This window comes from Streptomyces sp. NPDC107550 (genome assembly GCF_055639095.1).
This window is the reverse complement of record NZ_JBVKBC010000010.1, coordinates 1-20,507: the sequence shown is the minus strand read 5'-3', so window position 1 is coordinate 20,507 and position 20,507 is coordinate 1. Positions and strand designations below refer to the sequence as shown.

The following is a 20,507-nucleotide window of genomic DNA, read 5'->3' as shown; positions in this document are numbered from 1 at the left end:
TGGGTGCCGTGGGGGCGTCCACGGCCCGTTCCAGCGGTCCGTTCGCGCCAAAGGACCGCGCTTTTCACGCTTCCTCAGCGTCGCAACACGCTGTTAACCCAACGATCACCATCGCACAGCTAATCTGCTTCTTGACCTTGCCTTGACCTGTGATTGATCAGGTCTTGGTTCATCAAAGAGTGGGCGGAGTACGCGTGTTGCGAGGTGGGACGGGTCGCGGGGCGGTGGCGCTGGTCGTCGCCGTGCTGCTGGCGTGCCCGCTTCTCACGTCCTGGACGATGTTCGCTCCCGCACACGCGTCCGATCCGGGCGCGCTGTCCCCGCGCACGGTGGCGGTCGTCGAGACCGGGCCCGGCGAACTGACCTCCGCGCACGACCCGGTGGAGGTGTCGCGCTCGCGCGAGCGTCCGCGTACCGCCGTGGGTTCGGCCCACTCCCCCACGCCCGTGCCCGCCGCCCTCGACACGACCGCGCACGCCCCGGCCCCGCTGCCCGGGCCCGGCGCCGCCCTCGCACGGCCGGGCAGAGCCGTGCCGGACCGTTCGCCCGCCGCCCTTCAGGTCTTCCGCTGCTGAGCGGGGCTCGCGCCCCCTCTTTTTGTCCTGCCCGTCCGACGCGCCCCCACAGCGCGCCAGGAGGAAACATCATGCAGCCCCTCATCGACCACGCCCGTTCGTTCGGCACCCGCCCTGAGGAGTTCGCCCGGCTCGCCGAAGGCCAGTCGCCCCAGGTCCTGTTCATCACCTGCTCCGATTCGCGGGTCGTGCCCGCGCTGATCACCGGCGCCCGCCCCGGCGAGCTGTTCGAGCTGCGTACCGCGGGCAACATCGTGCCCGCCCACGGCAGCGACGCCCCCAGTGGCGAGGCCGCCACCATCGAGTACGCCGTCGAGGTGCTCGGCGTCCAGGACGTCGTCGTCTGCGGTCACTCGCACTGCGGCGCGATCGGCGCCCTCGTACGCGGCGACGACCTCGCGGCCGTGCCCGCCGTGCGGGACTGGCTCGCGCACGCGGCCGGCGACCCGGCGGCCGACGACCCGGCCGATCCGACGGTCGCCGCGGCGGTCCAGCAGCATGTCCTCGCCCAACTGCTCAGGCTGCGCTCCTATCCGTGCGTCGCCCGCCGCGTGGACGAGGGACGGCTGCGGCTGCGCGGCTGGTACTACGAGGTGCACACCGGTGGCGTCCGGGAGCACCGCGCCGCGACCGACACGTTCGAGGCGCTGTGAGCGCCGCGACGGGCGCCCGCGCCAAGTACCCGTATCTGAGGCAGGACTTCACCGCCTCCCTCGTCGTCTTCCTCGTCGCGCTGCCGCTGTGCGTGGGTGTGGCGGTGGCCTCCGGCGTCCCGGCCGAACTGGGCCTGGTGACCGGCATCGTCGGCGGCGTCGTCACCGGTCTGATGCGCGGCAGCAGCCTCCAGGTCTCCGGGCCCGCCGCCGGACTGACGGTTCTCGTCTACGAGGCGGTACGGGAGTTCGGGCTGCCGGCGCTCGGGGTGATCGTCCTCGCCACGGGGCTGCTCCAGCTCGCCATGGGCGCGCTGCGGCTCGGCCGCTGGTTCCGGGCCATCTCGGTCTCCGTCGTCGAGGGCATGCTCGCGGGCATCGGCCTCGTCCTGATCGCGGGGCAGCTCTACGCGATGACCGGCGCGAAGGCGCCCGAATCCGGCGTCGACAAGCTCCTGGGGCTGCCCCGGGCGCTGGCCGACGCGCTCGGCGGCACCGTCTCGCTCGTCTCGCTCGGGGTCGGCGCGGGCACGGTCGCGCTGCTCGTGCTGTGGCCCCGGCTGCCGAAGCGGGCGCGGCTGGTGCCGGGTCCGCTGGCCGCGGTCGGGCTTGCGACGCTGGTCTGCGTCCTGGTGCCGACGCCGGTCGCCACCGTGGAGGTGAGCGGTCTCCTCGGGGCCGTACAGCCGCCGCCGCTCGGCGCGTTCGGGGAGCTGGGCACGCTCGCGCTGCTCGGCACGGTCGTCGCGTTCACGCTGATCGCGTCCGCCGAGTCGCTGTTCAGCGCGGCGGCCGTGGACCGGATGCACGACGGGCCCCGGACCTCGTACGACAAGGAACTGCTCGCGCAGGGCGCCGGCAACACCGTGTGCGGGGTGCTGGGCGCGCTGCCGATGACGGCGGTGATCGTGCGCAGCGCGGCCAACGTCCAGGCGGGCGCCCGCACGAAGGCGTCGCGGGTGCTGCACGGCGTGTGGCTGCTGCTGTTCGCGGCGCTGTTCCCGGCGGCGCTCGCGTACATCCCGATCCCGGCGCTCGCGGGTGTGCTGGTGCACGCCGGTGCCAAGCTCGTTCCCGTACGGGCGCTCGGGGCGCTGTGGCGGGAGCAGCGCGGGGAGGCGCTGATCCTCGTCGTGACGGCGGTGTCGATCGTCGCGGTCAGCATGTTCGAGGGGGTGCTCGTCGGGGTGGCGCTGTCGGTGGTGAAGACGGCGTGGGACGCCTCGCACGTACGCCTCGATGTCATCGACAAGGGCGCGGGCCCGGTGCGGGTGTACGTGACGGGCAACGCGACGTTCCTGCGGCTGCCGAAGATCCTCGACAGTCTGGAGGCGCTGCCCCGCGACCGCCCGGTGGAGCTGGATCTGACGGGTCTGCACCATCTCGACCACGCGTGCCGTACGGCGCTGGAGAGCTGGGCGCAGCGGCACAGCGGCGCGGACACCGAGCCGGTGAAGGTGACGGCGGCGCGCTGACCGCGCGCGTCGGCGGGCCGGCCGTCGTGCCCCCGTGGCACGGCGGCCGGTGCCGTGTCAGTCGACGACGGCGGCGACGGCCTCGATCTCGACGAGCTGGTCGTGGTAGCCGAGGACGGTGACGCCGAGCAGGGTGCTCGGCACGTCGTGGTCGCCGAAGGCGTCGCGGACGACCTGCCAGGCGGCGACGAGGTCCTTCTGGTCGCTGGAGGCGACGAGGACGCGCGTGCTGATGACGTCGTCAAGGCCGGCGCCGGCGGCGGCCAGGGCCTCCTTCATGTTGGCGAGGCAGACGGCGGCCTGGCCCGCGTAGTCGCCGGCGGCGGCCGTGCTGCCGTCGGCGTTCAACGGGCAGGACCCGGCGAGGAAGACGAGGCGTGCGTCGGCGGGTGCCGTCGCCGCGTAGGCGTACTCGGCGATGTCGGACAGGGCCGCGGAGCGGATGAGGGTGACGGAGCGGGCCATGGGTGCGCGGGGTCCCTTCGGTCGGTGCGGGCCCGTCATGCTGCCACGGCACCCGCCCCGCCCTCCTCCGGTTTTCTTGCCGTCAGCGGCGGCCGGGCAGCGCCGCGCAGTCGGATCCCGCGGGCTCGCCCGAGAGGCGGTCGGTGAGCCAGTCGGCGGCGTCGCCCTGGTCGGTGAGCAGCGGCCCGAAGTGGTTCAGCAGCGCCCGGCCCACGTCCGGCAGCACCACCGGCTTGTACGTGACCTGCGCGCCGCGCCCGCACCAGTCGACGGCGAGCTGCCGGGCCTGGGCGTGCGGGACGAGGTTGTCGTGCACGCCGGTCGCCACGCGCACGGGCCCGCTCGGCTTCAGGGTGCCGATCCGCTGCTCGGCGAGGAACTGCTGGAGGCGCGGTTCGGCGGCGATGATCTGCTCCAGGGAGGAGCCGTCGGTGGTCCAGGCGGTGCTGCGGCGCGAGCTGTAGCCGAAGATGGCGTCGCCGACGCACATGGTGGACAGGTCCTTGAGCGCGGCGCGGCCCTTGTCGTTGAGGTGGGCTTCCGCGATGGGGCGCAGGTCGGGGTCGGACTGGAGGAAGCCGTTGAGGGCCCAGCCGAGTGCGCCGACGAGGTCCGTGCCGTCGATGGCCTTCGTGGTGGCGGCGAGGTCGGCGGGCGGGGCGCCCGCGTAGGTGCCGGAGAGGGTGACGTCGGGGGCGTAGGAGTCGCGCAGTTCGGCGGCGGAGGCGGTGGCGCCGCCGCCCTCGCTGTAGCCGAACAGGCCGACGCGCGAGGCGGGGGTGACGGAGGCGCCGGGCAGGGAGCGGGCGGCGCGGACCGCGTCGAGGACGGCGTGGCCCCCGTCGACGCGGTTGACGTAGGTGTGCAGCCGGTCGGTGGCGCCGAGGCCGATGTAGTCGGTGACGACGACGGCGACGCCCCGGGCGAGCAGCCGGTAGACGGCCAGGTCCTCGTAACCGACCGACACCGTCTGGCCGTTGAGTCGGATCGGGTACTGGAGGCCGAGGGAGGCGGCGCACTGGTCGCCCTGTCCCTGGGTGCCGGGCGCGAGGGCGACGAGGGGGCGGTCGCCGGGTCCGCGCCAGCGGGCGGTCGGCTCGATGTAGGCGCCGGTCGCGGCGGCGGGCCGCCCGTTGGAGTCGGTCGTGCGGTACATGATGCGGGTGGCGGTGCCGGGCAGCGGGCCGTGCAGGGTCGGCAGGCTGAGCGCGAGCGGCAGCGGCTCGCTGCGGACCAGGGCGCCGGGGGCGGCGGGCAGTTCGGCGGGCGGGGTGTAGAACGCGGGGATGGTGACGCCTCTGGAGACCACGGGGGTGGAGCCGGTGTCGTCCGCGGCGGCGGCGGGCACGGCCTGCGCGCCGAGGCAGGCGGCGGCGGTGACGGCGACCGCCAGCAGGCGGGTGGGGGTGGACATGGCGAACCTCCTGGGTACGTGCCGGGGGCGATGCCCCGGCCCGGCCGGTAGCGGCCGGTGACGGCAGGCAGGCGCGGGCGGGCGGGACGCTCCCACCGCCCACTCGCGTCGCCGGGGACGGTACCGACGCGGGGGTTACCGGGGGTAGCAGGCGGAGGGTTACGGTTCAGTAACTTGCGGGGGGGGCATCGAGCGCGGAGCGCACCCGTACAACCACGCGCCCCTAACGGATGCGGACCAGTTCGTCCTGGAGGCGGCAGTAGTGCTGCCAGGCGCCTTGCAGGTTGCCGAGGCAGACTCCGAGGGCGCGCGTGCCCTCGGAGTGCGGGTCGCGGGCGGCGGTCGTGTTCCCTATGAGCGCCCTTATCGGGACGAGCGTGGACTCCAGTTGGGCGCAGACCAGTTCGCCGGCGTAGGCCACGTCGACGCGGCGCAGGGAGTAGAGGGCCATCCCGCTCGCCCGGACGGCGGCCGACGCCTTGTGCAGCGGCTCCATCGTGACGGCGCTCTCCTCGTCCTTGAGCGAGTGGCACGCTTCGTGGACGACGGCGAACGCGTCCCACATCTTGCTGCGGAAGTCCGCCAGGCACTCGTCGACGGCCGCTTCCCGCCGCGTCTCCTGGCGGGCCTGATGCTCCCGCCGGGCGCTGCGCTCCTCCTGGTCACGGGCGGCCCGGCCGGTCAGGAACGTACCGAGCATCGCCCCCACCGCGCTGGAGAACCCGGCCACGCCCGCGGCCCACACCGCCGCCGCCCCTTGATCCATGGACGCCGATTCTGCCCCATCGCACCGGCCGCGTCACGGCGCCAACGCCCGTGCGGTACGGGGCACTTCGCCCGCGCCCCGGGAGCACCCCGGGGCCGGCTGAGCGGGGGCGCTTTGCCGACGGCGCGGGCGCGGACGGTCCCCTGGCGTCCTGGGGCGGAGGTGACGTCGTAGGGTGCGGGCATGAGTGACGTGATCGGGGACAAAGGGGAGGAAGCGGGCGGGCGGGAGGGGCGCGCCGGGGTGTGGCGGGAGCGGCTCAAGGAGCGGATCTACGCCTCGCTGACCTTGCTCGCGGTGATGGTGGCGCTCGTGCAGGGCGGGCACCCCACGCACGAGGGCGCCGCCGCGTCGGTGGCCGTGACCGCGCTCGGGCTGTGGCTCGCCACGCTCGTCGCCGACCTCCAGTCGCACCCGGTGGCGCACGGGCGCATGCCCCGGCTGCCGGAGATCCGGCACGCCCTGTTCACGACGAGCCCCCTGCTGACCAGCGCCGTCGGTCCGCTGCTGCTGATCGGGCTGTCGGCGGCGGGCGCGTTGGCGCTGTCGACGGCGCTGTGGATCGCGGTCGGCAGCGAGGTCGCGTCACTCGCCCTGTGGGGGTACGCGGGCGGTCGTCGCGTCGGCGCAGGGGTCGCCGGCGCTGTCGTCACCGCCGCGCTCAACGCCGTGATCGGCGCGGGCGTCGTCGCGGTGAAGCTGCTCGCCGGGCACTGAGCCGGGCGGCGGACGCCTCAGGGGCGGCAAGGGTGCGGGGGGTGCGGCCTCAGGGCGCGGGGGTGCCGGGGGCGCGGGACGCCCGGCGCAGCAGGGCCGCCGCGAGCAGGCCCCCGGCGAGGACCGCCGCCGCGCCGACGAGCTGGCCCGCCTCCAGGGCGCGGGCGAACGCCCGGGTGACGGCGCGGCGTTCGGCGTCGGAGGAGACGGCGGCGAGCGCGGCGGGCAGCGAGGCCGCCGTCACCGGGACGAGCGCGGCGAAGCGGGCGCCGAGGACCGCGCCGAGCACGGCGACCCCGAGCCCGCCGCCGAATTCGGTGACCGTCCCCTCGATGCCCGCGCCGGCGCCGGCCTTCTCGCGCGGGATCGCCCCGAGGACGGCGACGGCCATCGCGGGGTTGGCGAAGGCGCAGCCCACGCCCATGAGGACGAGCCCGGCGAGCAGTCCCCCGTACCCCTCGACGAGCCGGCCCGCGAGGGCGACGGCGGCCAGCCCGAGGGCGAGGAGCGTCATGCCGAGGGCGACGGCGCCGGGGATGCCGAGGCGGGTGCCGAGCCGGGCCGACAGGCCGGTGAAGTTCAGCAGGACGACGGTGAGCGCGAACGGCGCGGTGCGCAGGCCCGCTTCGAGGGGGCCGTAGCCGAGGACGGACTGGAGTTGCTGCGTGAGCAGGAACAGGGCGCCGCCGCTGCCGAACGTGATGAGCAGCGCACCGAACACGGCGCCGGTGAAGGTGCGGTCGCGGAAGAAGGACATGTCGAGCATCGGCTCGGCGACCGTGCGTTCCCAGAGCACGAACGCGGCCAGGGCGAGGACTCCGCCGCCCGCGCCCGCGACGACGTACGGGGAGGTCCAGCCGTGTTCGGGGCCGGAGACGACGGCGAGGACGAGGGCGGTCATGGCGGCGATGGACAGCAGCGCGCCGATCAGGTCGGGGCGGCTGCCGTGGGCGGCGCGGCTCTCGGGGACGAGGACGGCGACGGCGACGAGGCCGAGGGCGACGACGGGCAGGTTGACGAGGAACAGCGAGCCCCACCAGAAGTGGTCGAGCAGCAGGCCGCCGACGAGGGGTCCCGCGGCGAAGCCGAGGGCGTTGACGGCGGCCCAGATGCCGATGGCGCGGACGCGCTCCTCGTCGTCGAAGACCTGGACGGCGACGGCGAGGGTGGTGGTGAGCAGAAGCGCGCCGCCGACGCCCATCCCGGCGCGCGCGGCGGTCAACTGGCCGGTGTTCTGGGCGAGTCCGGCGGCGAGCGAGCCCGCGCCGAAGACGGCGAGACCGCCGAGCAGGAGCCTGCGCCGGCCGTAGCGGTCGGCGGCGGCTCCGGCGGCGAGCAGCAGTCCGGCCTGGACGAGGACGTAGGCGTTGATGATCCACTGGATGTCGGCGGTGGTGGCGCCGAGGTCGGCGGTGAGGGTGGGGACGGCGACGTTGAGGATGGTGTTGTCGAGGATGACGGCGAGTTGCGCGAGGCAGATGACGCCGAGGACGAGCCAGCGGCGGGGGTCGCGGTCCGCCGGGGGCGCCGCGGCGGCGGTCGGTTGCTCGGCGGCGGGGGTCGCCGTCATCGCGGACTCCTCGGGGCAGGCGGGACCGACAGGACCCGGACCACCCCATCGGTAAGGTAACCCTAACCTAAGCGCGTATCGCTGCCTCGGGCGCGTCCTGGGACCGTCTCCGCCGCCGGGTCACTCCGGGTCGGTGAGTGCCGTGTCCACCTGTACGAGCCGCGGGCCCTCGGGATGCGTGGCGGTCAACTCGGCGTACAGCGCGCCTGCTTCGCGTACGGCGACCGCGGGCACCCCGTATCCGGCGGCGAGCGCGGTGAAGTCCATGCCGGGCAGGTCGGTGCCGGGCACGTCCGGGGCGTCGAGGAGGCGGCCGAACCAGCGCAGGGCGCCGTACGCGCCGTTGCGCAGGATGACGAAGGTGACGGGGACGCGGAGGCGGGCGGCGGTCCACAGCGCGGTGATGCCGTAGTGGGCGGAGCCGTCCCCGACGACGGCGACGACGGGCCGTGCGGGGTCCGCGAGGGCGACGCCGACCGCGGCGGGCAGCCCGAAGCCGAGGCCGCCGGCGGCGGGGAAGAAGTAGGAGCCGGGGTGGCGCAGGTCCATCTGGCGCCACCAGGCGGCGTTGGTGGACGTGGACTCGACGACGTACCGGGTGTCGGCGGGCCGCGTCTCGCGCAGCGCGGCGAAGACCTGCTCGGGGTGGAGGGCGCCGCCGTCCGCCGTGGCGGGGGCGGGCGGCACGGTGAACTCCCCGCGCCCGGGGCCGCGCCGGGGCAGCCTCGTGCGGAGCCCGTCGAGCACGGGTCCGGGGTCGGCGACGAGGGCTTCGCCGACGGGGGCTCGGGCGGCGGCGCTCGCATCGTCGGTGACCTGGACGAGCCGGGCCCCCTCGGGGAGATAGGGGCCGGGTACGTGCTGGTGGTAGCGGAAGACGGGGGCGCCGAGGACGAGGACGAGATCGTGCCCGGCGAGCGCGGCGGACAGGGAGCCGATCCCGGCCGGGAGCACTCCGCGCGCCAGGGGGTGACGATTGGGGAACGGCAGCCGGTGCGGGGAGGGGGCGGTCCACACGGGCACGCCGAGGTGTTCGGCGCAGGCGACGGCCCGGTCGAAGTGCCCGGCGGTGTCGAGGTCGCCTCCGAGTACCAGCACCGGGCGCCGGGCACGCTCCATCACGCGTACGAGGGCGTCGAGTTGGGCGGGGTCCGGATGCCGGGCCTGCTGGACGCTGCGGAGCTCCGGGGAGGGGCCGGCGAGTTCGGCGGTCCAGTCATCATAGGGGACGGAGAGATAGGTGGGGCGGCGCTGGAGTGCGGCCTCGAAGACGGCCTGCGCGAGGGAGCGGGGGACGTCGGCGGCGCAGGCCGGTTCGCCCGCCCAGCCGACGAGCGGGCGCATGAGCTGGGTGGCGTCGGTGTTGGCGAGCATCGCGTCCAACCCGATGGCGGTACGCACCTGCTGACCTGCCGTCAGGACCAGCGGGGTGCGGGCGTGGACGGCGTTGGTGAGGGCGCCCATGGCGTTGCCGGAGCCCGCGGCGGAGTGCAGGTTGACGAGGGTGGGGCGGCCGGTGACCTGGGCGTACCCGTCGGCCATGCCGACCACGGCGCCCTCGTGCAGCCCGAGCACGTACCGGAAGGAGTCCGGCAGGCCGGTGAGGAACGGCAGTTCGTTGGAGCCGGGGTTGCCGAAGATCGTGGTCAGGCCGTGCCGTTCCAGGAACGCGTGGGCGATGCGGCGTGCGGTCGGCATGGGTGACCCTCCTCGGCCGGCGCGGCGACGGCTCCCTCCGAGCGTAGAGAGACAGGGGTCCGCACTCCCGGTGTTCCGCCGTACGAGGGCGGGTGCGCGCCACTGACGGGGCTTCAGGTACCGGGCGCCTCCGGGGTCGTCTCGTCGGGGGCGTACTGGGCGAGGCCGTACCCGAAGGACCAGTCATCGGAGGTGTTCTCACGGAGCGTCACCACGATGTTCCGCGGCTCGACCCCGGCGCGTTCCTCCGCGCACTGGGCGATGGCCCGGTACAGGCTGCGCTTGAGTGCGGCGCCCCGGCCCGCGCGCAGGGTGATGTCCACGAAGACGACACCGTCGTCGCGCGGGATGTCCGGGTAGGTCGAGTACCGCAGGACGCTTCGGGTGCCGTCGTGGCCGGTCAGGACCTGGAAGAGGTCGTCGGGCGGGCAGCCGAGACAGGTCACCAGCGCTTCGTGCACGGCTTCGCCGAGCAGCCGCAGCCGGGCGGCGTCGGCGCCGACCGCGTCGATCCGGACCAGGGGCATGACGTCCTCCTCGGGGCGGCACGTGCCGCGCGTTCGGGAACCGGGCGGAGATCACTCCGCGCCGTACATACTAGTAGGTACAGCCACTTCGTGGCGCTCGTCACTGATCACCGCCCTGGGTGGTCAGGGCTCATAAGGTCCGCGTAGGGTCCCCCTTTGTCCGAACACCAGATGACTTCCGCATCACGAAGACCAGGAGTTTTCACCGTGCCCGCACCGTCCAGCGCCCCGGCACCCATCTACGACAGCCTCGTCGACGAGCACGGCGACGTTCTCGCTGACGTGCGGGAGGCCGCGCAGAAGACCGAGCGCACCGCGGAGAACGTCCTCCACTTCGGCAACGCGCCGGTGGAGCAGACCTCCGAGGACCAGGCGAGCTGAGAGCGGCACCCCGCCACCCGGCCGCCCGGCCTCAGCGGGCCGCGCGTCAGCCATCGCAGCCGTCCTAGCCGTCGCGCAGCACCTCGCGGGCGAGGCCGGCGAGCCGGGCGCGCCCCGCGGCCAACACGCCCGCCACGGCCCGCCCGCGTTCGCGTCCCCGTACGCGTCCAGGATGGCGACGGCCGCCAGGGATGGCGCAGGCAGCAGCGGGCCGCGGCGCGGACGCTTCGGCGGGCGGGTCGCGCCAGGGATGCGGCCGCGCAGTACGAGGCCCTTGCGCGCCGCTGTTCCGCCACAGCGAACACGGCTACCCCGGTGGCCCCGGCCCGGATCGCGCAGCCGGCCCGCCCGCGCCGCCCTGACCGGCGATCAGCTCCGCGTGCACCCCCACCCGTTCCACGACCCGCTGCACGCCTATTGACTCATTTTCAAACTCGTCGGTAGCTTCGATGCGCAGCGCGCTGAACTCCCCTGCCTCACACGGAACTTGGCCTTGAGCCGAGCCGGTTGCGAAGGAGCAACAGATGGCGATTCGCGCATTCAGAAGCAGGGTGGCGGCCCTGGCCGTCGCCTCGGGAGCCGTGGCCGTCGGCCTCGCCGCCCCCGCGCAGGCCGCGCCGCAGCCCCTCCCCTATGTCGCCCTCGGCGACAGCTACAGCGCCGCGTCCGGCGTGCTCCCGCTCGACCCCTCCGCGAGCCCGCTGTGCGCCCGCTCCACCGCCAACTACCCGCATGTCATCGCCGCGCGCACGGGCGCCGCCCTCAAGGACGTGACCTGCGGCGGCGCGCAGACCAAGGACTTCGCCGGGGCGCAGTACCCGGGGGTCGCGCCGCAGCTCGACGCGCTCGGCGCGGCCACCCGGCTCGTGACGCTGACCATCGGCGGCAACGACAACAACACGTTCATCGACACGATCCTCGCGTGCGCGTCCGCCGGCGTCGCCACGGCAGGCCAGGGCCACCCCTGCCAGACGCTGTACGGGGACAAGTTCACCGGTGACATCGACAACAAGACGTACCCGGCGGTGAAGGCCGCGCTCCAGGCCGTGCGGAACAAGGCCCCGCAGGCGAAGGTGGCGGTCCTCGGCTACCCCTGGATCATGCCCGCGAAGGCGCAGTCGGGCTGCTTCGTGAAGATGCCCATCGCCTCCGGGGACGTGCCGTACGTGCGGGACATCCAGACGCATCTGAACAGCGCGGTGCGGCGCGCGGCCGCCGAGACGGGCGCCACGTACGTCGATGTGGCGACCGCCTCCGAGGGGCACGACGCCTGCCAGCCGGCCGGAACGCGCTGGGTCGAGCCGGCGCTGTTCGGCACGAACTTCGTGCCGGTGCACCCGAACGCGCTCGGCGAGTCCAAGCTCGCCGACCTCACGATGAACGCGGTCGGCCTGCGCTGACCGTGGCGGCGCGCGGCGCCGGGGCGAAGGGGCGCGCCCCGGGCGCCGCGCGCCGCACGCCGGAGTCCGCCCCGGGCGGCCGGTCTCAGCGGGCGTCGAGCGGCTTGCCGTACCGGTGGGCCGTGGAGAGGTAGGGCAGGCGCAGCGAGCGCGGCGAGAACACCGCCGCCCCCGTCACCGCGCCCTTGGGCAGCGTCCACACGGCGCCGCGCCCGCTGTTCTCGCCGGGCGCGCCCACGGACACGTCGGGGTGGCCGTCGCGGTCGTGGTCGGCGGCGGAGACGGCCGCGCCGAAGGCGTCCCCGGCCTCGGCGACACCGGGCACGCCCCGCGTGTTCTGGTTGACGGCGACGGACCGGGCCGCGCCGGACGCGTCGAGCAGCCCCTGCGGTCCGCCGTACACCAGCCAGGCGGCGCCCGCGCCCGCCCGCTTGCCGATCGCCTCGCCCGGCGCGCCCGCGACGAGGTCGTCGCGCCCGTCGCGGTCGACGTCCGCGACGGCCAGGGAGGCACCGAACCGGTCGCCGTCCTCGGCGACACCCGGCACGCCCGGCGTGTCCTGGTGGAAGGTCTGCGCGCGCCCGCCGAACGAGCCCGGCCGCGCCGCCCCGTAGTGGACGTGGACGCCGCCGCCCTTGGCGAGGTCCTCGGGCCCGCAGGGGTCGTCGATGTTCTCGTCGGCGATCTCGCGGCACTCCCCGAGCGCGAGGTCCGTGTGCCCGTCGCCGTCGAAGTCACCGGCGGCGAGCGCGGTGACGCCCGCGTTGTCCGTGTTCCAGAAGTCGGCCATCGCGGACTCCCCCGCGTCCCACTTCCACAGCCGTACGTGGGACTGCGTGCCCGGCGCCCCCTTGTTCCAGTACGCCACGGCGAGGTCGGCGGTGCCGTCGCCGTCGAAGTCGCCGGTGGCGAGGACGGGCGCCCGGCCGCCCGTGGGGGCGGTGACGACCGTGGTGACGAGGCTGTCCTCGCCCTGGGCGACGAACGCGACGACCTTGTCGGTGCCGCCGACGACGATCTCCTTGCCGCCGTCGCCGGTCAGATCGGCGGCGGCGACGGACGTGCCGTACGCGGCGCCCGCGGAGCGGCCGGCCAGCACGTTCGCGCCGGGGCCAGGACCGCGCCGGGAGCCGGCGACGGCGACGACCGTGCCGACGTCCTTGCCCACGCCCTTGATGTCCTCGCCGGGCGCGCCGACGAGGAGTTCGGCGATGCCGTCGCCGTTCAGGTCGGTCAGCGCGACCGACGCGCCGAACCGGTCGCCCGCCTCCGGCGTGCCGGGCACCTCGGGGGTGGCCTGCGTGATCCGGATGCTGCCGTGCCGGCCGAGGCCCTTGGGCCCGCCCCAAACGACGTTGACGTATCCGGCCTTCGCCCGTCCGCCCACGGTCCCGTCCGGGACGCCGACGGCGAGATCGGCGTACCCGTCGCCGTTGAAGTCGCTGGTCGCGGGGCGGGGTGCCGCGTGGGCCCCGGCGGGCAGCACGCCCCCGGCGGTGAGGGCGGCGGCTGCCGCGATGGCGTACGTCAGGATGCGGCGTCTGTGTGGCACGGGCGGGCTCCCACAAGGTCGTCGGGCGGGCGTCTGTCTGGTGTGACTGCCGAGGGGCGGGGCGGGTTGTACGCGGTTTCACCCCGCGTTCAGCCCCCGGCCGTCTTCCCGGCTCGCGCCGCGCCGCGCGCCCTGGACGGCGTAGTACGACAGGGAGGCGGGCCGGTCCCCGCCCTAGTGTGAGCCCAGGTCAGGTGAGGTGACGGCAGGGCGGAGGGCCCGTGGGCGAGGACCGGCAGGACACCTGGGGCGGACGGCGCGCGTGGCTCGCGGGGGCGGTGGCGCTCGCGGTGGGCGGCGCGGGCCTGACCGCCTGGGCGGTGGGCGGCGACGAACGCCCGGCGCGCTCGGGGCCGCTGACGGCGGCGGAGGTCCGGTCGGCGGCGGACGGCTTCCTGCGCGCGTGGGCGGACGGCGACACGGACACGGCGGCGGACCGCACCGACGACGCCCCGGCGGCGGCGAGCGCGCTGCGCGCCTACCGCGCGCAGGCGCATCTGTCGCCCGAACACGTGGACGCGGGGCGGGCGTCGGGCTCCCGGGTGCCGTACGCGGTGCGCGCGGCGTTCCGTTACGAAGGGGCGCGCGCCGCCCTCTCGTACGACACGGCACTCACCGTCGTACGGCGGCGCGGCGACGGGCAGCCGGTGGTGCGCTGGCAGCCGTCGGTGCTGCATCCCCGGCTCGGGCCCGGGCAGCGGCTCGCCGCGCGCGAAACGGGCACGGCGCCACTCACCGCGCTCGACCGGGGCGGACGGGAGCTGGACCCACGGACGTTCCCCTCGCTCGCGCCCGTCGTGGAGGGGCTGCGCCGCTCGTACGGGAAGGAGGCCGGCGGGCGCCCCGGGGTGGAACTGCGGGTGGAGGCGGCGGGCCGGGCAGGCGCGGACGCGGCGACGGGCGGCCGGGCGCTGGTGGCGCTCGGCGCGGGCGCGCCGGGGCGGTTGCGTACGACGCTGGACGCGCGGGCGCAGGCGGCGGCCGAGCGGGAGGCGGGGCGGCGGCCCGGCGCCTCGGTGGTGGTGCTGCGGCCTTCGACCGGGGAGGTCCTGGCGGTCGCCGACCATCCGGCGGGCGGGACGTCGACGGCGCTGACCGGGCGGCTCGCGCCGGGCTCGACGATGAAGATCGTGACGGCGTCGCTGCTCCTGGAGAAGAAGCTGGCGGCGCCGGACTCGCCGCACCCGTGCCCGAAGACGGCCTCCTACGGCGGGTGGACGTTCCACAACGTCGACGACTTCTCGATCGGGGGCGGCACGTTCCGGCGCAGCTTCGCCGCGTCGTGCAACACGGCGTTCATCACGCAGGCGGGGCGGATCGCGGACGACGCGCTGGCGCGGCAGGCGCGGGACGTGTTCGGGATCGGGCGGGGCTGGCAGGCGGGCGTGCCGGTGTTCGACGGGGCGGTGCCGGTGCAGCACGCGGCGCCGAAGGCGGCGTCGATGATCGGGCAGGGCGGGGTGCGGATGAACCCCCTGACGATGGCGTCGGTGATCTCCACGGCCCGCACCGGAACGTTCCGCCAGCCGCATCTCGTCCCGCCCGGCACCGGCCGCCCCGCCCTCGTCACGGCGGACCGCGTTCTGGCGGCGGGCGCGGCGCGGGAACTGCGGGACCTGTTGCACACGACGGCGACCGAAGGCACGGCGGCCGGGGCAATGGCGGGCCTGGGCGGGGACATCGGGGCGAAGACGGGCTCCGCGGAGGTCGCGGGACAGAAGGAGCCGGACGGCTGGTTCGCCGCCTGGCACGACGACCTCGCGGCGGCGGCGGTGATGCGGGGCGGCGGACGCGGCGGCGAGTCGGCGGGCCCCCTCGTGGCGGCACTCCTGAAGTCGCTGGACGACTGAAGCAACCGGTTCCCTCGTCGGGACGTGCGGCAATCTCGTGGGCCCGTGCGTCGGCAGGGAGGCAACTGACTGCCGCTTTCCGGCGATCGACTGCTTGCGGCCTGCCGCTCGCACCGCCGCTGTGCGGACGGCAGGCCGCCGTCGCTACACCGAGGGGGCCGGCTGGAGGCGCATGGCCCTGGGGCCCGCTCCCGGGGTGTTGGTGCAGGCATGGTTCCCGGAACTCGCCAGGTGCAGGCCCAGACAGGTGCCGAGGGCGAGCTGGCCGAAGTAGTCGGGGTGCAGGGACTCCTGGGCCTGACCCTGACCGTAGCCGGTGGTCACGAAGCGGACCCATTCGCTGGTGCTGCCTGACGGCTGCCGCCCGGGCGCGGCCTGGACGGTGGTCGTGGAACAGACCTCCCGGCCTTCGAAGGCTCGGGAGAGGTCGAGGAACTCCGCGCCGCCCGTGCGGGCCGCGGCGGCCAGGGTGCCGCTGATCCGGGGGACGAGTTCGTCATGGGCCCAGGTGAAGTCCTTGTCGAAGAAGGGGCAGCCGCCCTTCGTCATGCGGTCGTACCGCTCCCCCGGGTAGCGCACCCGCGCGCCGTCGGGCAGGGGGGAAGGGTAGGACTGGAGGATCAGGCGGTAGCTGCCCTCAGGGTGTCCTGCCCGGGCCATGGCCGCTGTGACCTCGGCCAGCGACGCGACGGCCGCCCTGCGCAGGGCGGGCAGCCGGTCCTTGACCTTAGGTGCCGTGGTCGGGGCGCAGGGGGTGGCGCCGATGGGCCGGAGGAAGCTCTTGGCGCAGGTGCGGATGATGTCCTCGAAGCCGAGGTCGTTGCCGCCGATGGAGACGACCACGGCCCTGACGGGGTGCCCGGTGACGGTGTCCTGGAGCCGGCGGGCCTGGGACAGCTCGGTCTTGAAGGGGTGGCCGCCGTGTTCGGGCAGCAGGATCGCTTCGGAGGTGGCGCCCGAACAGGCGAGGTTGTGGCGCGGGTTGTCGAGGGGTGCGGAGTTGATCTCGGCGCTGTCGGAGCGGTTGCAGCGGTCGTCGTAGGAGGTGCCGTACACCCGGCGGGGATCGGTGACCCGCGTTCCGGGGTCGTAGGCGCGGTCGGTGCCCGAGTAACCGCGGGCGCTGTAGTTGCTGTTGCCGGCCCAGCGGCCCGCCTCACCGGAGATGAAGCTGTCGCCCAGCGAGATGACCCACGGGGTCTCCGCGGCCTTGTCAGCACCGGGCGCGGCGCTCGTCGGGACGACGCCCACTGCGGACAGGGCGATCCCCGCCACCAGGGTCACGGCCGCCAGAACCCGTCTGTTCCACGATGAAGTCATGCACGGCTAACGGCCGACAAAGCGGATGAATGCGCCTTTCAGCGCGAAGCAACCCCAACGGGTCCCTGTATCAGAATCCACGCCCCGGTGTCAGGGAGCGAGGCCCGCCTGCGAGAACGCGCTCCAGTTCCGTTCGGACACCGTGCGCCCTCGCCCGTCGATCCGCTGCGGTTCGGGGGCTTCGATCCTCTCGAAGCTGCCGCCGTAGAAGGCCCAGCGGCTGGCGGAGCCGTTGGCTTCCAGGGCCGCGGCGACCCGGTCCACCTTCAACGGGGAGTCCCCGCTCGCGGTGGCGGTGGCGAGGTCCCCCGCGGCCGGGACCGTGAGGACCCGGTACCTGCCGCCGGAGAAGACGGCGAACTTCGAAGGCTCGGCCTTTCCTTCATCGGTGCACTGGTGCGTACGGTCGGTGATGTTCATGACGGCGTCGACGTGATCGAGGCCGGCGAGCGCGGGGACGGAGCCGAGCGGACGGGGGCTGCCGACGGCGTCGACGGCCGGCTCCCTGCCTTCCGTACGCGCGTCGACGGTGGCCAGCCGGTCGCCGCTGAAGACGTAGTAGCGGTAGCTGCGCCCGCCGGCGATCGGGTTGCAGGTGAAGGTGGAGACCTCGTCGACGTCCCGGAACTTGGTGCCGGCGGTCAGCGGGCCGAGCGGCCGGCTGCCTTCGACAGCGGTGTCCGAGGTGCCCTTCAGGCGAACGGCGGCGAAGCGGTCCTTGGTGAACACCGCGAAGGTGTCGGAAGACCCGGGCAGCGGAGCGGTGGAGACGATCTCCGTCGGGCGTTTGAGGACGGGGTTCTGCTCACTGCCGTTGGTCCGGCCGATCGCGTGGCCGAGTTGGCCCGGAGTGGCGAGCACGTCCGCTCCCAGCATGCGCAGCAGTTGCGCCGTCAGCCCTTTGGGCGCGGGTTTCTGCTTGTAGTCCAGCGCGGGCCCTCGCCCCTCGGCCATGACCCGGTTCCAAGTACGGCCCGCGAAATCGGTGCAGTTCTGGTCCCAGGCGTAGCGCGTTCCGTCCTCCTTCTCCTTGGCCACGATGGCGTCCAGTTCGTCATGCTGCGCGCGGTCGACGGCGCGGCAGATACGGGCCTCGTGGTCCCGGCTGGGCGAGTCGGACGTCGGATGGTCCACTTGGAAGGCCGGGCTGTCTCCGTTGGCGTGATACCCGTAGGTGGTCGGCTTCTCGCCGGTGTCGGGGAAGTAGGCGAGCCAGGAATGCCCGAAACTGCCGGACCCGAAGGCTTTGGCCGCGGCCTTCAGCAGAGCGTCCACCGCCGGCTGCCGGCCTCCGTACTTCTCGGCCAGGAACTGCATGACCTGGCCCATGTCCCCCGCATCGACCACCTCTTGCGGGACGTTCAGCGGCTGGTCCACCAGCAGGTCCGAGAGGATCTTGTCGAGGTCGGCCGGTGCGCTCCGGCGTGAGTACATGCACAGCTCGCCGACAGCCGCTGACGGCGCGGCCGAGGCCTGGACGAGGAGGGGAGAGGACAGAGCGGCAAGGCAGGCGACGACCGCCACCGAGGCCGTTCGCTTGAAACGTGACATGAGGGGCGCTCCACATCGAGTCGACCCCTTCCGGATCGAAGGGGGCATGCGCCGAATGTCGCCCCCGCCCCGGCCCGGGTCCCGGACCCGCGACGGTTTTGGCGCCAACGGGCGCAGTGAATTACCTCCATCGCGCGGGCCAGGTCTTTCTCTCCTGCCAGAGCCGCGCGGAGCGCCTCGTATGCTCGGGGGACGCACGACGATCGATCTTGGAGTGAGACGGGTGGCGCGACGGCCGACCATGAGGGGGACGTGGGATCGCTTCGTGGCCTCCGACCCGGGGCTGCTGCGGCTGATGGCCGGGCTGCGCACGGTCACCGCGATCGGGCTGGCGCTGGCGGTGCTCGCACTGCTGGGCACCGACGTGACGCACATGGTGGCGGGCGCGATGACGGCGATGGTGGGCACGTTCGCCATCCGCGAGAAGACCGTGCGCGGCCAGGCCGTGACGCTCGCGCTCGGGCTGCCGACCGCGCTGGTCGCGGTCGCGCTCGGGGCTCTGCTGCACAGCCGCGTGGTGAGCGGTGACCTGTTCTTCGTGGCGCTGATCTTCGGCGCGGTGTACTGCCGCCGGTTCGGCGACCGGGGCACCGCGCTCGGCCTGATCGGCTTCCAGGTCTACTTCGTGTCCCTGTTCGTCAACGCCTCCGTCGGCCAGTTGCCCGGCCTGTTCGCCACGATCGCCGTGGCGTTCGCGTGCAGCGCCGTCGCCCGGTTCGCCGTGGTGCCGGAGACGCCGCAGCGGGTCCTCGGGCGGCTGCGCGACGCGTTCCGCGCCCGGCTCGCGCAGCTCGTCACCGCGCAGACCCGGCTGCTCGACGCGGCCCCCGGCGAACTGGACGACGTGCTCGACGAACTGCGCCGGCGCACCGCGCGGCTGCACGAGACAGCGCTGATGATCCAGGGCCGCCTGGAGGACGGCACCCGCGACGAGGCGACCGCCGCGCTGATCCAGCGCCGCGTCGCGGACGCCGAGGTCGCCGCCGAACGCCTCGGCATGCTGCTGCTGAACTCCCGCAGCTCCGAGCGCGCCGACACCCTGACCCTGCATCTGCCGGGGGCGCCCGTGCCCGCGACGGGGAAGCTGCCGCACCGCGAGGACGAGGCGAGCGCGACGCTGCGCCGGGACCTGGACGCGCTGCGCCTGATGGTGGCGCGGCCCGCCGAGGCCAACCGGGGCACGGCCGTCGCCCACGTACGCAACCGCCTGCTCGGCTACCGCGACGAGGAGGCCATCCCGCCCGGCGCGACCCTCGCCATGCAGGACGTGTTCCGCGGCATCGGTGAGGCGGCCCGCGCGGTCCTCGGTCTGCGGCTGGCGCTGGACGGGCCGCAGGACGAGTCGGACGACTCCCCCGCGACGACGCGTTCGCGCGAGGAGTTCGACGCCGAGGACGTGTCGATAACGGTCGCCGCCGACAAGAGCGGCGAGGCGGGCGAGGGCGGGGAGGAGAGCGGCGAGGACGAGCCGAAGGGGCTCGCGCGGCCCACGACACGGGCCGCGTTCCAGGTGGCGGTCGGCTCGGCGCTCGCCATCGCCGGCGGCGAGTTCCTCTCCAGCCAGCGCTGGTACTGGGCGGTCCTCACCTGCTGGGTCGTCTTCCTCAACACCGCGTCCACGGGCGAGATCGTCGTCAAGGGCTACCGGCGGCTGCTCGGCACGGTCCTCGGCGTCGTCGCGGGTGTGGTGCTGGCCGGGGCGGTCGGCAACCACACGTGGGTGGCGTTCGCGCTGGTGCTGCTCTGCGTGTTCGCCATGTTCTTCACCGCGCCGCTGTCGTACGCGCTGATGTCGTTCTTCGTGACGGCGATGCTCGGCCTGCTGTACACACTGCTCAACACGTACAGCCTCGACGTGCTCGTCCTGCGCATCGAGGAGACCGCGCTCGGCGCCGCCTGCGGCATCGTCGCGGCGATGCTCGTGCTGCCGGTGCGCACCGACCGGCGCACCGACGAACTGCTCGCCACGGTCCTGGAGCGGCTAGGCGAGGTCGTCGCGGGCGCCGTCGAACAGCTCAGCGGCGGGCCGGCCGTCGATCTGCTGGACAAGGCGCGGGAGCTGGACACCGCCCTGGACGACCTGCGGGCGTCCACGCAGCCGCTGACGCATCCGATCACGCCGTTGCGCGAGCGCCGGCAGACCGCGCGCTATCTCGTCGCGCTGCTGGAGACGTCGGCCTACCACGCGCGGTCCCTCGCGGCGACGGCCGAACTCGTGCCGTACAGCAAGCACGTGGGCGCCGATCCGCGGCTCGCGCGCGCGGCGCGCCGCGTCGACCACAACATCGCGGTCCTCGTCGCGCACGTCAACGACGAGGACACCTCGGGGAAGGTCGAGTCGGGCGCGAGCATCGCGGCGATGCTGGAGACCGACGGGCTCGGCGTCCCGGCGGCGAACACCGTCACCTTCCGCGTCCTGCGGCACCTCCAGCGCCTGGACGAGGGGATCACGGGTCTGGCGCGCCCGCTGGGCGTGGAGGTCGGGCCCCGCGCCTAGGTGTATTGACCCGCAGGGTTGTTCACACGGCTGATCGGTGGTTGGCCGCCGAGTGCGGTGTGGCAGCGGTGGTGGTTGTAGGTGTGGAGGAAGTCT

The 20,507-nt window shown here is 74.3% G+C and carries 17 protein-coding genes and 1 pseudogene; 8 read left to right on the top strand and 10 right to left on the bottom strand.

Translation table 11 applies throughout. The features are described from left to right. Positions 1 to 194: 194 nt before the first annotated feature. The 3 genes from ACZ7LY_RS16130 (at position 195) to ACZ7LY_RS16120 (ending at position 2,703) form a co-directional block, all read left to right on the top strand. The gene (locus ACZ7LY_RS16130) at positions 195 to 575 is read left to right on the top strand and encodes a hypothetical protein (RefSeq protein WP_471625209.1); all 381 of its coding nucleotides are present in this window, start codon (positions 195 to 197) and stop codon (positions 573 to 575) included. 71 nt (positions 576 to 646) lie between these two features. Then, positions 647 to 1,228 (top strand): carbonic anhydrase, encoded by a 582-nt coding sequence (locus ACZ7LY_RS16125; protein ID WP_471625208.1) that lies wholly within the window; start codon positions 647 to 649, stop codon positions 1,226 to 1,228. Then, positions 1,225 to 2,703: a SulP family inorganic anion transporter gene (locus ACZ7LY_RS16120; RefSeq protein ID WP_471625207.1), complete on the top strand. Its 1,479-nt coding sequence runs from the start codon at positions 1,225 to 1,227 to the stop codon at positions 2,701 to 2,703. Before ACZ7LY_RS16125 ends, ACZ7LY_RS16120 begins: the two co-directional genes overlap by 4 nt. 57 nt (positions 2,704 to 2,760) lie before the next feature. Here ACZ7LY_RS16120 and ACZ7LY_RS16115 read toward each other — a convergent pair whose 3' ends face one another. The 3 genes from ACZ7LY_RS16115 to ACZ7LY_RS16105 form a co-directional block, all read right to left on the bottom strand. Beyond that, positions 2,761 to 3,168, bottom strand: a complete 408-nt coding sequence (locus ACZ7LY_RS16115; RefSeq protein WP_471625206.1) for a RidA family protein — start codon at positions 3,166 to 3,168, stop codon at positions 2,761 to 2,763. Between the two features lie 82 nt (positions 3,169 to 3,250). After that, positions 3,251 to 4,582, bottom strand: a complete 1,332-nt coding sequence (locus ACZ7LY_RS16110; RefSeq protein ID WP_471625205.1) for a lipase family protein — start codon at positions 4,580 to 4,582, stop codon at positions 3,251 to 3,253. Between the two features lie 223 nt (positions 4,583 to 4,805). After that, on the bottom strand, positions 4,806 to 5,348 hold the full coding sequence (locus ACZ7LY_RS16105; RefSeq protein WP_471625204.1) for a hypothetical protein: 543 nt from the start codon (positions 5,346 to 5,348) through the stop codon (positions 4,806 to 4,808). Positions 5,349 to 5,531: 183 nt separating this feature from the next. Between ACZ7LY_RS16105 and ACZ7LY_RS16100 the strand changes: the two genes are divergently transcribed. Continuing rightward, positions 5,532 to 6,065 (top strand): hypothetical protein, encoded by a 534-nt coding sequence (locus ACZ7LY_RS16100; RefSeq protein ID WP_471625203.1) that lies wholly within the window; start codon positions 5,532 to 5,534, stop codon positions 6,063 to 6,065. A 49-nt stretch (positions 6,066 to 6,114) separates the two neighbouring features. Here the strand turns inward: ACZ7LY_RS16100 and ACZ7LY_RS16095 are convergent, their stop codons facing one another. The 3 genes from ACZ7LY_RS16095 to ACZ7LY_RS16085 form a co-directional block, all read right to left on the bottom strand. Beyond that, on the bottom strand, positions 6,115 to 7,635 hold the full coding sequence (locus tag ACZ7LY_RS16095) for an MFS transporter (RefSeq protein WP_471625202.1): 1,521 nt from the start codon (positions 7,633 to 7,635) through the stop codon (positions 6,115 to 6,117). 120 nt (positions 7,636 to 7,755) lie between these two features. Beyond that, entirely contained in the window at positions 7,756 to 9,333 is a 1,578-nt protein-coding gene (mdlC, locus tag ACZ7LY_RS16090; RefSeq protein ID WP_471625201.1) for a benzoylformate decarboxylase, read from the bottom strand. A 113-nt stretch (positions 9,334 to 9,446) separates the two neighbouring features. Next, on the bottom strand, positions 9,447 to 9,860 hold the full coding sequence (locus tag ACZ7LY_RS16085) for a tautomerase family protein (RefSeq protein ID WP_471625200.1): 414 nt from the start codon (positions 9,858 to 9,860) through the stop codon (positions 9,447 to 9,449). 207 nt (positions 9,861 to 10,067) lie between these two features. Between ACZ7LY_RS16085 and ACZ7LY_RS16080 the strand changes: the two genes are divergently transcribed. After that, on the top strand, positions 10,068 to 10,241 hold the full coding sequence (locus ACZ7LY_RS16080) for a hypothetical protein (RefSeq protein WP_471625199.1): 174 nt from the start codon (positions 10,068 to 10,070) through the stop codon (positions 10,239 to 10,241). 524 nt (positions 10,242 to 10,765) lie between these two features. Then, positions 10,766 to 11,641, top strand: a complete 876-nt coding sequence (locus ACZ7LY_RS16075; RefSeq protein WP_471625198.1) for an SGNH/GDSL hydrolase family protein — start codon at positions 10,766 to 10,768, stop codon at positions 11,639 to 11,641. 85 nt (positions 11,642 to 11,726) lie between these two features. On the opposite strand, the gene ACZ7LY_RS16070 is transcribed toward ACZ7LY_RS16075, so the two are convergent. Beyond that, positions 11,727 to 13,193, bottom strand: coding sequence for an FG-GAP-like repeat-containing protein (locus ACZ7LY_RS16070; protein ID WP_471625197.1), 1,467 nt, complete (start codon positions 13,191 to 13,193; stop codon positions 11,727 to 11,729). Between the two features lie 221 nt (positions 13,194 to 13,414). Here ACZ7LY_RS16070 and ACZ7LY_RS16065 point away from each other — a divergent pair, with 221 nt between their 5' ends. Then, positions 13,415 to 15,043, top strand: a complete 1,629-nt coding sequence (locus ACZ7LY_RS16065; protein WP_471625196.1) for a penicillin-binding transpeptidase domain-containing protein — start codon at positions 13,415 to 13,417, stop codon at positions 15,041 to 15,043. A 144-nt stretch (positions 15,044 to 15,187) separates the two neighbouring features. Here ACZ7LY_RS16065 and ACZ7LY_RS16060 read toward each other — a convergent pair whose 3' ends face one another. Further along, positions 15,188 to 16,327 (bottom strand): SGNH/GDSL hydrolase family protein, encoded by a 1,140-nt coding sequence (locus ACZ7LY_RS16060; RefSeq protein WP_471625195.1) that lies wholly within the window; start codon positions 16,325 to 16,327, stop codon positions 15,188 to 15,190. Positions 16,328 to 16,453: 126 nt separating this feature from the next. Next, the gene (locus ACZ7LY_RS16055; RefSeq protein WP_471625194.1) at positions 16,454 to 17,914 is read right to left on the bottom strand and encodes a hypothetical protein; all 1,461 of its coding nucleotides are present in this window, start codon (positions 17,912 to 17,914) and stop codon (positions 16,454 to 16,456) included. Positions 17,915 to 18,155: 241 nt separating this feature from the next. On the opposite strand from ACZ7LY_RS16055, the gene ACZ7LY_RS16050 reads away from it, so the two are divergent. Beyond that, entirely contained in the window at positions 18,156 to 20,411 is a 2,256-nt protein-coding gene (locus ACZ7LY_RS16050; RefSeq protein WP_471625193.1) for an FUSC family protein, read from the top strand. Here the strand turns inward: ACZ7LY_RS16050 and ACZ7LY_RS16045 are convergent. Continuing rightward, a pseudogene (locus ACZ7LY_RS16045) lies at positions 20,408 to 20,507 on the bottom strand (IS481 family transposase); the annotation flags it as partial. The gene ACZ7LY_RS16050 and the pseudogene ACZ7LY_RS16045 sit on opposite strands and share 4 nt — an antisense overlap.